At 70.3% G+C, this 14,149-nt stretch carries 8 protein-coding genes; 3 read left to right on the top strand and 5 right to left on the bottom strand.

What is annotated here, in order from left to right; all coding sequences use genetic code 11:
• Positions 1 to 508: 508 nt before the first annotated feature.
• Complete coding sequence (locus tag DI269_RS21140; protein ID WP_198667607.1) at positions 509 to 3,832, top strand: discoidin domain-containing protein; 3,324 nt, start codon at positions 509 to 511, stop codon at positions 3,830 to 3,832.
• A gap of 55 nt (positions 3,833 to 3,887) precedes the next feature.
• Here DI269_RS21140 and DI269_RS21135 read toward each other — a convergent pair whose 3' ends face one another.
• The 5 genes from DI269_RS21135 to DI269_RS21115 all read right to left on the bottom strand — a co-directional run bounded on the left by DI269_RS21135 (position 3,888) and on the right by DI269_RS21115 (position 11,264).
• Entirely contained in the window at positions 3,888 to 5,924 is a 2,037-nt protein-coding gene (locus DI269_RS21135) for a beta-galactosidase (protein WP_198667606.1), read from the bottom strand.
• Between the two features lie 113 nt (positions 5,925 to 6,037).
• Positions 6,038 to 8,137: a glycoside hydrolase family 2 protein gene (locus DI269_RS21130; protein WP_112139503.1), complete on the bottom strand. Its 2,100-nt coding sequence runs from the start codon at positions 8,135 to 8,137 to the stop codon at positions 6,038 to 6,040.
• Positions 8,138 to 8,140: 3 nt separating this feature from the next.
• Positions 8,141 to 8,995 (bottom strand): carbohydrate ABC transporter permease, encoded by an 855-nt coding sequence (locus tag DI269_RS21125; protein ID WP_112139501.1) that lies wholly within the window; start codon positions 8,993 to 8,995, stop codon positions 8,141 to 8,143.
• A gap of 2 nt (positions 8,996 to 8,997) precedes the next feature.
• Positions 8,998 to 9,852: a carbohydrate ABC transporter permease gene (locus tag DI269_RS21120; RefSeq protein ID WP_112139511.1), complete on the bottom strand. Its 855-nt coding sequence runs from the start codon at positions 9,850 to 9,852 to the stop codon at positions 8,998 to 9,000.
• Between the two features lie 56 nt (positions 9,853 to 9,908).
• Positions 9,909 to 11,264, bottom strand: a complete 1,356-nt coding sequence (locus DI269_RS21115; protein ID WP_112139499.1) for an extracellular solute-binding protein — start codon at positions 11,262 to 11,264, stop codon at positions 9,909 to 9,911.
• Between the two features lie 82 nt (positions 11,265 to 11,346).
• On the opposite strand from DI269_RS21115, the gene DI269_RS21110 reads away from it, so the two are divergent.
• Positions 11,347 to 12,357 (top strand): LacI family DNA-binding transcriptional regulator, encoded by a 1,011-nt coding sequence (locus DI269_RS21110; protein WP_112139498.1) that lies wholly within the window; start codon positions 11,347 to 11,349, stop codon positions 12,355 to 12,357.
• A gap of 112 nt (positions 12,358 to 12,469) precedes the next feature.
• The gene (locus DI269_RS21105; protein ID WP_112139496.1) at positions 12,470 to 14,137 is read left to right on the top strand and encodes a sialidase family protein; all 1,668 of its coding nucleotides are present in this window, start codon (positions 12,470 to 12,472) and stop codon (positions 14,135 to 14,137) included.
• Positions 14,138 to 14,149: the final 12 nt, after the last annotated feature.

Raw genomic sequence — 14,149 nt, 5'->3', positions numbered from 1 at the left:
GGGCCGCGGCGCGGGTGCGGCCGGCGCGCACGGCGGCATGATGGGCGGCGGCGGCCCCGGCGGGCGTCCCGGCGACGACCAGGACCACGAGATGAAGTACTGGCTCGCCGAGGAAGAGGACACCTGGGGCGGCGGTCCGGAGGACGAGGACGACGACCCGTACGCGTAGGACCGTTCTGAACACCCCCTGAAAGCAGACCGGGGTCCTGATCCGCCACCGTGCAGGCGGATCGGGGCCCCGGTCTTCGCATTCGGCGGGAATTGGTTTTCCGACCCGATAATGCCGATCGCTCCCATGGGGACCGGAGTGCGGCATTGCGGAGCGATGTATTGACAAGCGTAATTTCGTGGGATTAGAATCACCACTTAGGTATAGCGCTAAACCTTCATCACCCAGCCACTTCATACCTCCAGACTCCCTTAAAGATCGGCGCATGTCGATCTACTGAGTGGTGCGCTCAAACGCCGCAGTGGATCGCGAATGCGTCTCCCCGAGCAAGGAGCCATCATGAGATTCACGCGCCTCGCCATCGCGGCGGCGACTGCGGTCGCCGCCGTGGCGGCAGCGCTCGTGCCGACCGCCGCGGTGCAAGCGGCGGACGGCACCAACCTGGCGGCGGGCAAGACGATGACCGCCAGCAGCAGCGTGTCCGGCTACGGCGCCGGCAACGCGGCCGACGGGAACCAGGGCACCTACTGGGAGAGCGCCAACGGCGCCTTCCCGCAGTGGCTCCAGGTCGACCTCGGCGCCAGTGCGGAGGTCAGCGAGGTGGTCCTCGAACTGCCCGCGCTCCCGGCCTGGCAGACCCGGACCCAGACGATCGAGGTGCGCGGCAGCGCCGACGGGTCGTCGTTCACCACCCTCGCGGCCGCGCAGGGCTACACCTTCAACCCGAACAGCGGCAACACGGTCACGATCGCGGTGCCGGAGACGGACGTGCGGTACGTGCGGCTGGTCGTCACGGCCAACACCGGCTGGCCCGCCGCGCAGGTCTCGGAGTTCGAGGTCTACGGCGAGGCCGGCGCGCCGTCGCAGACCGGCGAGCTGGCGGTCGGCAAGCCGATCACCGCGTCGTCCACAGTGCACACGTTCGCGGCGGTGAACGCCAACGACGGGAACGTGACGACGTACTGGGAGGGCGCGAACGGGGCCTACCCGAGCACGCTCACCGTCGCGCTCGGCGCCAACGCCGTGCTCGACCGGGTCGTCGTCAAGCTCAACCCCGATCCCGTCTGGGGCGCGCGGACGCAGACGTTCTCGGTGCTCGCGCGCGACGCGGGCGGCGGGTCGTTCACCCAGATCAAGGCGTCGGCGGCGTACGCCTTCGACCCGGCCTCGGGCAACACCGTCACGATCCCGGTCTCGGGCACGTACGGCGAGATCCGGTTGCAGTTCACCGGGAACACGGGCGCCCCGAACGGGCAGGTCGCGGAGTTCCAGGTGTTCGGCGAGGCCGCGCCCGCGCCGGACCTGGAGGTCACGACGATGTCGTGGAGCCCGGCCGCACCGGTCGAGACCGACGCGGTGACCCTCTCTGCGCGCGTGGAGAACACCGGCGAGGTGGCCTCCCCCGCCAGCGCCGTGGACCTCTACGTCGACGGCGAAGTGGCCGGCAGCGCGACCGTCGGCGGCCTGGCCGCCGGGGCCGCGACGACGGTGAGCGTCCCCATCGGGTCGCTGACCGCGGGCGGCCACGAGGTCGGCGCGGCGGTGGACCCGAACGCGACGGTGGTCGAGGGCGACGAGTCGAACAACGAGTACACGCACCCGACCTCGTTGGCGGTCACCGCGATCGCGACGTCGGACCTGGTCGCCTCAGTGGTCTCGTGGTCGCCGAGCAGCCCGGCCGCGGGCGACGCGGTCGACTTCTCGGTCACGATCAAGAACCAGGGGAGCCTGGCTTCGGCGAGCGGCGCGCACGGCGTCACGCTCAAAGTGGTCAACAGCGAGACCGGCGCAGTGGTGCGGACCCTGACGGGCTCGCACAGCGGGGTCATCGCGGCCGGGGCGAGCTCGCCCGCGATCGGCCTGGGTTCGTGGACCGCGGCGGACGGGCAGTACTCGGTGGACGTGGTGGTCGCCGTGGACGGCAACGAGCACGCGGTCAAGCAGGGCAATAACGCGAGCAGCCGGACCCTGTCGGTCGGGCGGGGCGCGGACATGCCGTACACGCTGGACGAGGCCGAGCACGCGACTCCGGGCGGGGGCGCGCAGATCCTCGGCCCGAACCGGAAGATCGGGGACCTCGCGGGCGAGGCGAGCGGCCGGCAGGCCGTGGTCCTCGACGGGACCGGCGAGTACGTGCAGTTCACGACCACGACCGACACCAACACGCTGGTGACCCGGTTCGCGATCCCGGACGCGGCGGGCGGCGGGGGCATCACCTCGACGCTGAACCTGTACGTGAACGGCCAGTACCTGCAACCGGTCACGCTCACCTCGAAGTACGCGTGGCTGTACGGGGCCGAGGCGAGCCCGAACAACTCGCCGAGCTCGGGGCCGGCCCGCCACATCTACGACGAGGCGAACGTGCTGCTGAACAACGTGATCCCGGCCGGGAGCACGATCCGGTTGCAGAAGGACGCGGCGAACACCGCGGCCTACTACGCGATCGACTTCATCAGCCTCGAAGAGGTCGCGCCGGAGGCGAACCCGGACCCGGCGAGGTACGTGCAGCCCAGCGGGTTCACGCACCAGGCCGTCCAGAACGCCCTCGACCAGGTCCGCATGGACACCACCGGGAACCTGCTGGGCGTGTACCTGCCCGCGGGCGACTACGCGACGGCGCAGAAGTTCCAGGTGTACGGCAAGGCCGTGCAGGTCATCGGGGCCGGGCCCTGGTACACCCGGTTCTACGCGCCGCAGAACCAGGAGAACACCGACGTGGGCTTCCGGGCCGAGAACACGGCGAACGGCTCGACGTTCTCCGGGTTCGCGTACTTCGGGAACTACACCAGCCGCATCGACGGGCCGGGCAAGGTCTTCGACTGGCAGAACGTCGCGAACATGACGATCGACGACACGTGGACCGAGCACCAGGTGTGCATGTTCTGGGGCTCCAACATGGAGGGCGTCGACATCGTGAACTCGCGGACGCGGAACCTGTTCGCCGACGCGATCAACATGACGAACGGGAGCTCGAACAACCTGGTGCAGAACGTGGACTCGCGCGCCTCGGGCGACGACAGCTTCGCGCTGTTCGCCGCCACCGACGCGGGCGGCGGGGCCCAGACCGGGAACGTGTACGAGAACCTGACGTCGATCCTGACCTGGCGGGCCGCCGGGCTGGCGGTCTACGGCGGGTACGGGAACACGTTCCGGGACATCCACATCGCCGACACCCTCGTGTACTCGGGGATCACGATCAGCTCGCTGGACTTCGGCATCCCGATGGACGGCTTCGGGGCCAGCCCGACGACGAACTTCGAGAACATCTCGGTGGTCAGGTCCGGCGGGCACTTCTGGGGCGCGCAGACGTTCCCGGGGATCTGGATCTTCTCGGCGGACAAGGTGTTCCAGGGGATCAGGGTGTCGAACGTGGACATCGTGGACCCGACGTACTCGGGGATCATGTTCCAGACCAAGTACACCGGCGGCCAGCCGGAGTTCCCGGTCGCGGACACCGTGTTCACCGACATCACGATCACGGGCGCGCAGCTGAGCGGCGACGAGTTCCAGTCCAAGTCCGGCATCGGCATCTGGGTCAACGAGATGCCCGAGTCCGGTCAGGGCCCGGCGGTCGGTGAGGCGGTCTTCAACGGCCTCGAACTGAGCGGGAACCACGAGGACGTCCGGAACGATACGAGCACGTTCGAATTGATCATCAACTAGTGAAGGGACGTTGAAGGCCCCCGCCGAGGCGACTCGGCGGGGGCCTTCTGCACTGCTAGGAGCGGGGGCGCTCGATGACCGTGTTGCCGAACGGGGCCAGTTCGATCGACTCGCCGCCGGCCTCGAACGTCACCGCGTCCGGGGTGAAGTTGAGGACGAAGACGTAGTCGGTGGTCCCGTCGGTGCGGACCTGGGCGGTGACGCCGGCCGGGAGGGCGGCGTCGAGGGCGCGCTCCACACCGGACTCGGCGATGATCCTGCCGTAGAACTCGGTGAGGAAGTCGTCGCCGGTGCGGGCGGCGATGAAGTACGCCTTGCCGTCGCCGCGGCGGTTCACGGTGAGGGCCGGGCGTCCGGCGTAGAAGTCGGAGCCGTAGGCGCCGAGGGGCTCGGCGGTCTCGGCGTGGATCAGCTCGCACAGTTCGACGGCCTCGTAGGAGGCGCCGTCCCACTCGATCGCGTTGCGGTCCTCGGGGTACAGCGCGTCGATCTCCTCGGCCCAGATGCCCAGAGTGGGGCGGAGCGGGCCGGGGAAGCCGCCGAGGAACGTGCGGTCGTGCTCGTCGACGTAGCCGGTCGCGTAGGTGGCGACGAACGTGCCGCCGCGCTGCACGAACGCGTCGATCGCCTCGGGGACGCCGGGGCGGAGCATGTAGAGCATCGGGGCGACCAGGACCTTGTAGCGGTCGAGGTAGCCGGGCTGCGCGATGAGCGAGGAGTCGATGACGTCGGTGGGGACGCCCTGCTCCCAGAACGCGCGGTAGTGGTCGATCACGGTGCGCTCGTAGGCGGTCCGCTGCTGGAGCATGCCCTTCTGGTCGTCCAGGGCCCAGCGCAGGTGCCAGTCGTAGACCACCGCGACGTCGGCGGGCGTGTCGGTGCCGACGACCCCGTCGAGACCCGCGAGGCGCGCGCCGACCTCGGCGACGTCCTTGAAGACGCGGGTGTTCTCGGTGCCCTCGTGGTCGACGACGGCGCCGTGGAACTTCTCGGAGCCGCCGCGTCCCTTGCGGAACTGGAAGTACTGCACGGTGTCCGAGCCGTGGGCGACCGCCTGGAGGGACTGGAGCAGGTGCACGCCGGGCCGGTGGAGCTTGGCGACGGGGCGCCAGTTGGTGGCCGACGGCGAGGACTCCATGAGCATGAACGGCTTGCCCTTGAGGCTGCGCGTCAGGTCGTGGAGGAACGAGGCGCGGGCGCCCTTCGCGGCGTCCTTGTCGGTGCCGGTCCACTCGGGGTAGGAGTCCCAGGAGGCGACGTCGAGGACCTGCGCGAGCCGGTAGTAGTCGATGCCCGGGTAGGTGCCCATGAGGTTGGTCGTGCGCGGGACGTCCGGGGTGATCGCCTTGAGCGGGGCGGTCTCGTGGAGGTAGAAGTCCACGAACTGCTCGGTGGTGAAGCGCATCCACTCCAGGTTGAGGCCGTGGATGTCCTGCTCGCCGCGCCCGTGCTCGGAGGGCGACTCGATGTGGGACCAGTCGCTGTAGGTCTTGGCCCAGAAGCCGGTCCACCAGGCCTCGTTGAGCTCGTCGAGGGAGCCGAAGCGGCCCTGGAGGTAGGTGCGGAAGCGCTCCTGGCACAGGTGGCAGTGGCACTCGCCGCCGTACTCGTTCGACAGGTGCCACACGCCGAGGGCGGGGTGGTCCTTGTAGCGCTCGGCGAGGGCGGTGTTGATCGCGGTGGTCTTCTCGCGGTAGACGGGCGAGGTGAGGCAGTGGTTGTGGCGGCCGCCGTGAAGGTTCACGGTGCGGTCGCGGTTGACGCGCAGGACCTCGGGGTAGCGGGCGCTCATCCAGCCGGGGCGGGCGCCGGTGGGGGTGGCGAGGACGGCGGTGATGTCGTTCTCGGCCATCAGGTCGAGGATCTCGTCGAGCCAGCCGAACTCGTAGCGGCCTTCTTCGGGTTCGAGGGCGGCCCACGAGAAGATGCCGACCGAGAGGGTGTTGATCCCGGCGAGGCGGGCGAGGCGCATGTCCTCCTTCCAGGTCGTCTCCTTGGACCTGGCCCACTGGTCGGGGTTGTAGTCGCCGCCGTGCAGCAGGTGCGGGACGCGTCCGATGATTGGCGCGTGGCGGACGATCGGTCGATTCACGGTTGGATGCTCCTTGGACCTGGCGTTATTTACCGGTACAAACCTAGGTGCCGGTGAGCGGCGTGTCAATGCGGATGCGGTCGGCGCCTCGATTCGAGGCGCCGACCGCGAGACTAGTCCAGGCCGGGGCGGGGCGCGTGGACGAACTCGCCGGGGCGGGCGCCGCGGCGGTTCGGGTGCTCGACCTCGGCGGCGTCGAGGAAGGCGCGGGCGAGGACGCGGCCCTCGTCGTCGGCGAGCCAGATCAGGAGGCGCGCGGGCCCCTCGATAGCGGGGACGGTGAGCAGGGCGGCGGGCGAGAGCCGGAACGGCTCGGCCTTGACCGGGTCGGAGACCGCGGCGGCGGCCGGGACCGCGGTGCCGGACGGGGTCCCGGCGGGGACCCAGGCGGCCTGGACGGTGCCGGAGGCCGCGGCCGGGCCGTGGTGCGAGACGTGGACGTCGATGCGGAAGGGCGCCTTCGGGACCGCGATGTCGGCGCCCGCGGCGAGCGGGACCAGGTCGAGCACGAGCACGGTGTCGGCGTTGGCGTCGGCGGGGACGGCCCCGCCCCAGTCCTTGGGCCGGCGGTCGGCGTCGAGGAGGCCCGCGGCCTCGTGCTCGACGTCGGCGAACTCGGTGTAGACGTACCCGGCGAAGCGGTCGTGGCGGCGCAGCTCCTGGGTCTCCCAGCGCAGGTGCCAGGCGCGTTCGAGACTGGTGAAGCCCTCGCCGTACTCGCTGTTGACGATCGGGACGCCGACGCGCGGGAACGCCTGGTCGCCGTAGAGGGACTTGTCGACGGTGAAGTCGGGGCCGAGGCGGACCGGGAAGGCCTCCTGCTCGCCGGAGGCGAGGCGGGCGACGGCGTCCTTCCACTCCCCCAGGTCGGGCTCGTAGTAGTGCCAGTCGAGGAGGTCGGTGCGCACGTGGGACCAGCCGGAGTTCTCCACGATCGGGCGGGTGGCGTCGAGTTCGCGCAGGCGCTCGTAGGCGTGGACGGCGGCCTCGGCGCGGGCGGCGCTGCCGGGGATGTCCCAGTCGAGGCCCCACTCCTCGTTGTACAGGCCCCAGATGACGATCGACGGGTGGTTGCCGTCGCGTTCGACCATCGCGGGCAGCTGGGCCTCGAACGCGGCGGCGGCCTCGGGCGAGAAGCGGCTCGGGCAGGCCGGTTCGGCCCACACGAGCATCCCGGTGCGGTCGGCCTCGTGGAGCCACAGGGGCTCTTCGAACTTGAGGTGCTTGCGGACCAGGTTGTAGCCGAGGCCGCGGGCGAGTTCGAGGTCCCGCAGCAGCGCGGGCGCGTCGGGGGCGGTGAGGCCGGTGTCGGGCCAGTAGCCCTGGTCGAGGACGCCGCGCAGGTAGATCCGCTCGCCGTTGAGGTGGAGCTCCTCGCCGCGCGCCTCGAAGCGGCGCAGGCCGGTCGTGGCGGCGACGAGGTCGTCGCCGGTGCGGACCTCGACGCGGTACAGGTGCGGGCGCTCGGGGCTCCACAGGACGGGGTCGCTGATGCCGATGCGGCCCTTGGCGATGCCGTCGGCGTCGGCGGTGAGGACGGTCGACTCGCCGGTGTCGGCGGTCGCCGTGACCTGGGCTCCGGCGGGGGCGTCGCCGCTGAGGACGACCGTGAGGTCGATGCCGGTGAGGGAGTCGCCGCGCAGGACCACAGACTCGGCGTAGGTGCGGCCGCGGGCTTCGAGCCACACGGTCTGCCAGATGCCGGAGGTGGGCGTGAACGAGACGCCGTCGTAGTCGTCGCGCGGGATCGAGCGCTGCTTGCCGTGCGCGATGGCGCGCTTGTCGGCGGGGGCGTGGACCTCGACTTCGAGGAGCGCGGGGACGCCGGGGGCGAGGTGGCCGGTCACGTCGAACTCGAAGGACTCGTAGCCGCCGGTGTGCTCGCCGACCGCCGTCCCGTCGATGCGGACGAGGGCGCGGTGGTGGACCGCGCCGAAGCTGAGGACGGTGCGGGACCCGACCCAGTCGGCGGGCGCGGTGACGGTGCGGCGGTACGTGCCGTGTTCGAGCCAGGTCCGCCGCACCCCCGACGCCCGGCTCTCCCACGCGAACGGGACCGTGATGGACCCCTCGAAGCCGTCGGCGGCGAAGTCCCAGGCGCCGTTGAGGTTCAGCCAGCGCGCCGAGCGGTCGCGGTCGGGCCGCGGGTACTCCGCTCGCGGAGTACCGGAAGGCAGGGTCTCCGGGCGGGGCGTCTCGGGTGGGAGGGTCATGCGTCAGCCTTTCACGCTGCCGGCGAGGATGCCGTTGATGAAGTGCCGCTGGAGCAGGATGAACAGCACCAGCAGCGGGACGAGTGCGACGGAGCTCGCCGCGAGCAGTTCGCCTGTGACGGTGGCGTAGTCGGCGCCGATCCGGTTGCCGGTGATGTTCTGCGCGAGGGTGGAGAGCACGACCTGGAGGGTCGCCATGCGTTCGGAGCTCGCGGCCACCACGGGCCAGACGAAGTCGTTGTAGATGTTCATGACGGTGAGGACGCCGAGGCCGGCGAGGCCGGGGCGGATGACGGGGACGACGACGCGCCAGAAGAGGGCGAACTCGCCGCAGCCGTCGACGCGGGCGGCGTCGAGGAGCTCGTCGGGGACGGCCGAGATGACCTGGCGCATCCAGAAGATCGCGAAGGCGTCGACCGCGCCGGGGAGGATGAGCGCCTGGTAGGTGTTCACCCAGCCGAGCTCCTTCATCTCCAGCAGCAGCGGGATGATGAGGACGATCGTGGGGAGCATGAGGGTGATAAGGACGGCCCCGAAGACGAGGTTCTTGCCGATCCACTGGTACTTCGCGAAGGCGAAGGCCGCGAGCGGGGCGAGGAACATCGTGGCCGCGCCTTTGAAGAGCAGCACGATCGCGGTGTTGGCGAAGCCCTGTCCGATGGGGACGTCCTGGAACATCGCCGTGTAGTTGTCGAAGGTGAACTGGGTGATGTCGAACGTCAGCGGCGAGCGGACGATGTCGTCGGCGGGTTTGAACGCCGAGAGCAGGGCCCAGGCGACGGGGAAGAGGAAGGCGGCGAGCAGGAGCATCAGGAACAGGTGCGAGCCGACGTGCGGCCGGGTGCGTTCTGTGGCCATCGTCAGTCCTTCGCTCGCAGCAGGCGGACGAACAGGAGCGAGAGCGCCATGACGAGGACGACCAGGAGGAACGAGTTGGCCGCGCCGGTGCCCAGGTCCGCCCGGGTGATGTGGTTGTAGAGGTGGTAGCCCGCGGTGGTCGTCGAGTTGTAGGGCCCGCCTTGGGTGACCACGAACGGCTCGGCGAACATCTGGAACACCGCGAGGGTCTGGAGGACGACGGCGAACCCGATGGTGCGCCGCAGGAGCGGGACGGTGATGCTCCACAGCTGGCGGGCCCGGGAGGCGCCGTCGAGTTCGGCGGCCTCGTAGATCGACGCGTTGATCGACTGGAGGCCCGAGAGCAGGATGATCACGATGAACCCGGTGGTCTTCCACAGGAACAGGAGCGCGAGGGTCGGCTTGGCCCACGTGCTGGTGGTGAGCCAGCCGGTGTCGGGGAGTCCGAACAGGCCTAGAAATGCGTTGACGGCGCCGTAGCGCTGGTCGAACAGGACGACCCAGATCTGGGCGACCGCGACGAGCGGGGTCACGAACGGGACGATGAACGCGACCCGGTAGAGCCCCCTCAGGCGCAGCTTCGCGTTGTTCAGCAGGACCGCGACGAGGACGCCGAGGACGATCTGGACGGGGACGATGAGGAGCCACAGGACCGCGGAGTTCCCCAGGGAGGCCCAGAACGCGGGGTTGGTGAGCAGGTAGGCGTAGTTGTCCCAGCCGACCCAGGTGGCCGCGCCCGTGCCGCGCCAGTCGGTGAAGCTCAGGCGGGCGGTGAAGAACAGCGGGTAGACGCTGAACGCCGCGAAGACGGCGACGAAGGGCAGCACGAACACGTACGGCGCGAGTCGCCGGCGCATGCGGGGCCCGCGCCCGGCGCGAGGGGCGCGCCGGGTCGCGGGGGCGGTCGTCGCGGTCACTGGCGGTCGACCAGGTTCGTTTGGATGTCCTCGCTGGACTGGGCGAGGGCCTCCTGCGGGGTGAGGTCGCCGTCGAGCATCCGCTGGAGGTCGTTGCCGAGGTAGTCGACGGCGCCCGACCACCACGCGGGAGTCGGGGTGCCGCCGGGGATCTGGGCGCCGGCCTCGGTGGCGACGGTCCACAGGTCCTGGCCGCCGAGGGCGGTGATCCCGGTATAGAGAGGCTTGGCGGGGTCGGCCGCGGGCGTGTAGCTGGGGATCGAGGTGGCGAGGCCCTCGGGGTAGACGTCGCCGGGGCCCCAGACGGCGGTGTAGCCGGCCTCGTCGAACATGAGGAACTCGTAGAAGAGCCAGGCGAGGTCGGCGTTGGGGCCGTCCTTGGGGAGGACGAACGAGGAGCCGCCCATGGCGCCGGAGCGGGCGCCGCCGGCGTCCCACGCGGGGAGCTGGGTCGCGCGCCAGTCGCCGGCGGTCTCGGTGAGGACCTGCTGGGGCGCGAAGGAGAACCAGATCGCCCACGGGTAGAAGACCTGGTTGCCGTTGTCGAGCTCGGCGATGTCGGTGGGCGTCAGGTACTCGGCGCGGGTGCCGAGCCCTTCCTGCCGGACGGTGTCGAGGAAGGTGAGGATGCGCTCGAACTCGGGGGTGTCGAGGCGGAGGTTCCCGTCGGCGTCGGCGATGGAGGTGCCGAGCTGGCTCGCGTACATCTCCAGCTGGAGCTGGCCGAGGAACGCGGACTGCTCCAGGTGGATGGGTGCGGAGCCGGGGACGGCGTCCCGGTAGTCGCGGGCGGCCTGGAGCAGGTCGTCGTAGGTGGCGATGGCCTCGACGTCGATCCCGGCGGCTTCGAGGGCGGTCGCGTTGTAGAACAGCAGGCCCGGGTCGAGGTCGAAGGGCACGCCGTACACGCCGCCGGCGACGGTGTTGACGTCGAGCTTCTGCGGGGCGATGTCGGCGGCGTACGGGGCGAGCACGTCGCTGAGGTCCCACAGGTAGTCGGTGAAGCCGCCGACCTTGGCGTCGTCGAGGAAGACCCCGTCGGGCACGTCGGCGCCGGTGATGAGGGTGTTCTGGAGCTTCGCGTCGATGTCGACGGCGACGTGGTTGACCGTGATGCCCGGGTACTTGGCGTTGAAGTCGGCGATGACGCCTTCGAAGACCTCGAACAGGTCGCCGGAGCGGTCCCAGATCGTGATCTCGCCTTCGGTGCGGTCGGGGGCCTTGAGGAGGGCCGAGCCGCCGGAGTCCTCGTCGGAGGCGATGTCGGGTCCGCAGGCGGCGAGGGCGGGTGCCGCGGCGGCGAGCCCGGCGGAGGCGAGCAGGGCGCGCCGCCGGAGGAGATGGCGTTGCATGGAACACTCCCTTGTGTGATTTTCCAACGTGTGCAAAACCTAGCACCCCTTTGCCGACGTTGCAAACGGTAGGATGGGCCGTATGCCGGCAACACTTCGCGACGTCGCCGATCTGGCGCAGGTCTCCGTCCGCACCGTGTCCAATGTCGTGAGCGGATACGCCCACGTCAGCGAGCGAATGCGCCAGCGCGTGCTCGCCGCGATCGAAGAGCTCGACTACCGCGCCAACCCCGTGGCGCGCACCCTCCGCACCGGCCGCACGGGGATGCTCGCGCTCGTGGTGCCCGAGATCGACGTACCGTACTTCAGCGAACTGGCCCGGGACGTGATCGACGCGGCCGCGGAGTTCGGCTACCGCGTGATGATCGACCAGACCGGGCACGACCACGAGCGCGAGCGGCGCCTGCTCATGGGCGACGACCGGAACATGCTGTTCGACGGCATCCTCTTCAGCCCCCTGGTGACCAAGTCCGAGCTGCTCGACATGCACCGCTCCGAGCACATGCCGCTGGTGCTGCTCGGCGAGCACGAGTTCGACGGCCGGTTCGACCACGTGGCGATCGACAACGTGCGGGCGGCGCGCGACGCCGTGGCGCACCTGGTGGCGCGCGGGCGCACCCGCATCGCCGCGATCGGTGCGCAGCCGCTGGAGGAGTACTCCACGCCGCTGCTGCGCACCGCCGGATACGAAGCGGCCCTTGAGGAGGCGGGCCTGGAGGCGCCGCCGGAGTACGCGACGCCGGCGCCGCACTACAGCCGCACCGACGGGTACGAGGCGGCGACGGCGCTCATGGCGCTCAAGCCGCGGCCCGACGCGATCTTCTGCTTCTCCGACCTGCTCGCGGTGGGCGCGATGCGCGCGGTATTCGACGCCGGGCTCAGCGTCCCCGAGGACGTGGCCGTGGTCGGGATCGACGACATCGAGGAGGGCCGGTTCGCGCGGCCCTCGCTGTCGACGGTCTCGCTGGACACGCCGTTCATCGCCCGCGAGTCGGTGCGGCGGATCGTCGCGCGCATCGACGACCCGCAGGCCCCGGCCGAGGAGGTCGTGGCGCCGCACCGGCTCGTGGTCCGGGAGTCGACGGGCGGTTAGGCGCCCGCTGCGCCTCCCGAAATGTCCCCTTGCAACGTAGGCAAATTCCTGGCATGGTGTTTGCAACGTCTGCAAAGATGCGGGCGTTCCATCTCCACAGGAGGCAACCCCCATGACGGTGACAAGACAGTGGGCCGCCAAGGCCCGCCGCTGGGCCGCCCTGCTCGCCGCCGCGGTCCTCGCGGCGGCGGGTGCGCAGGCCCTCATCGCCGCGCCGGCCGACGCCGCGTACCCGGGCACGGTGCTCTACTCCCCCGACCTGGGGACCTACCCGAGCGGCACCGCCGGCTACCCGCGCGCCATCGGCCTCGAACACGACGGCTCCGCCAACGAGACCATGCTCGCCACGTTCGCCAAGGGCGGGCACGGCGTCCCCACGAACCTGCCGGTCTACCGCTCCACCAACGGCGGGACGTCCTGGACCCAGATCAGCACCATCACCTCGAACACGCCCGGCTGGGACCTGGAGGCGCCCACGCTCTTCGAGGTCCCCCGCACCATCACCGGCCTGAACGCGGGCGACCTGCTCGCGGCCGGCACCGCCTGGGACGTCGGCGACTACACCGCGCAGAAGGTCGAGGTCTTCAAGAGCACCAACGGCGGCGTCACGTGGACGTTCCTGTCGAACTGCACCTCGACCTCGGGCCAGCCGAATACGTGGGGCCACGGGATCTGGGAGCCGACGTTCCTGGTCGCCGACAACAACACGCTCGCGTGCTTCATCTCCGACGAGCGTCCCTCCAACAGCGCCACCAACAACCAGAAGATCGCGCACTACACCTCCACCAACGGGGGAGCCTCCTGGAGCTCGGGCATCCAGGACGACGTGGTCTTCCCGGCCGACAACCTGCTGCGCCCGGGCATGCAGACCTTCGCCGAGCTGCCCGACGGGCGCTTCGTCATGAGCTACGAGCTGTGCCGCGACGCCACCAACGCCGACCACGCGTGCGAGGTCTACATCAAGTACTCCGACGACGGCCTGAACTGGGGCGCGGCGGGCGACCGCGGCACCCTCGTCCAGACCTCCGACGACCGCGAGCTCCTGCACACCCCGTACGTCTCCTGGACGCCCGCAGGCGGTGCGAACGGGACGCTCCTGATCTCCGGCCAGCGCGTGGTCGCGGGCCCGACCGGGAACAAGACCGTCCTCGCCGAATCCGGGACCGTCCTGTTCGCCAACCGCAACCTCGGCGCGGGCGACTGGTTCGAGGCGACCACCCCGGTCACCGTGAACCCCACGGGCGGCTACGCCTCCGGCGTCCCCTCGTGCCCCGGCTACTCGACCCCGGCGATCCCGCGCGAGAACGGCACGAGCTACCTCTACCTGGCCGCGACCTGGCTGGGCCAGAACAACCAGTGCGAGGTCCGCTTCGGCATCGGGACGGTCCCCGGCGCGACCGGCGCGGTGACCAACCCGCAGACCGGCAAGTGCCTCGACGTGGACACCAACACCGCCGCCAACGGCAACCGCGCCCAGATCTACGCCTGCGGTACCGCATCGGGCCAGGACTGGTCGCGCTACGCCGACGGCTCGATCCGCGCCTTCGGCAAGTGCCTCGACGTCGACGCCCAGGGCACGGCCAACGGCACGCCCGTCCAGCTGTGGGAGTGCAACGGCTCCGGCGCCCAGATCTGGACCCCCCAGTCGAACGGCTCCCTCCTGAACCCGCAGTCGGGCCGCTGCCTGGACATCACGGCAGGCGGCACCGCCGACGCCACCAAGTTGCAGATCTACGACTGCAACGGCCTCTGGACCCAGGTCTGGAACCTGCCCGCGTAAGAAACGAACAAG

It is taken from the genome of Glycomyces dulcitolivorans, from assembly GCF_003265355.1.
Lineage (GTDB): Bacteria > Actinomycetota > Actinomycetes > Mycobacteriales > Micromonosporaceae > Glycomyces > Glycomyces dulcitolivorans.
The sequence above is the reverse complement of the archived record's forward strand: the minus strand, read 5'-3'. Positions and strand labels throughout refer to the sequence as shown.

Coding starts and splice junctions, on each gene's coding strand:
- DI269_RS21140 (WP_198667607.1), top strand. CDS start 509: ATGAGATTCACGCGCCTCGCCATCGCGGCGGCGACTGCGGTCGCCGCC.
- DI269_RS21130 (WP_112139503.1), bottom strand. CDS start 8,137: ATGACCCTCCCACCCGAGACGCCCCGCCCGGAGACCCTGCCTTCCGGT.
- DI269_RS21125 (WP_112139501.1), bottom strand. CDS start 8,995: ATGGCCACAGAACGCACCCGGCCGCACGTCGGCTCGCACCTGTTCCTG.
- DI269_RS21120 (WP_112139511.1), bottom strand. CDS start 9,852: ATGCGCCGGCGACTCGCGCCGTACGTGTTCGTGCTGCCCTTCGTCGCC.
- DI269_RS21115 (WP_112139499.1), bottom strand. CDS start 11,264: ATGCAACGCCATCTCCTCCGGCGGCGCGCCCTGCTCGCCTCCGCCGGG.
- DI269_RS21110 (WP_112139498.1), top strand. CDS start 11,347: ATGCCGGCAACACTTCGCGACGTCGCCGATCTGGCGCAGGTCTCCGTC.
- DI269_RS21105 (WP_112139496.1), top strand. CDS start 12,470: ATGACGGTGACAAGACAGTGGGCCGCCAAGGCCCGCCGCTGGGCCGCC.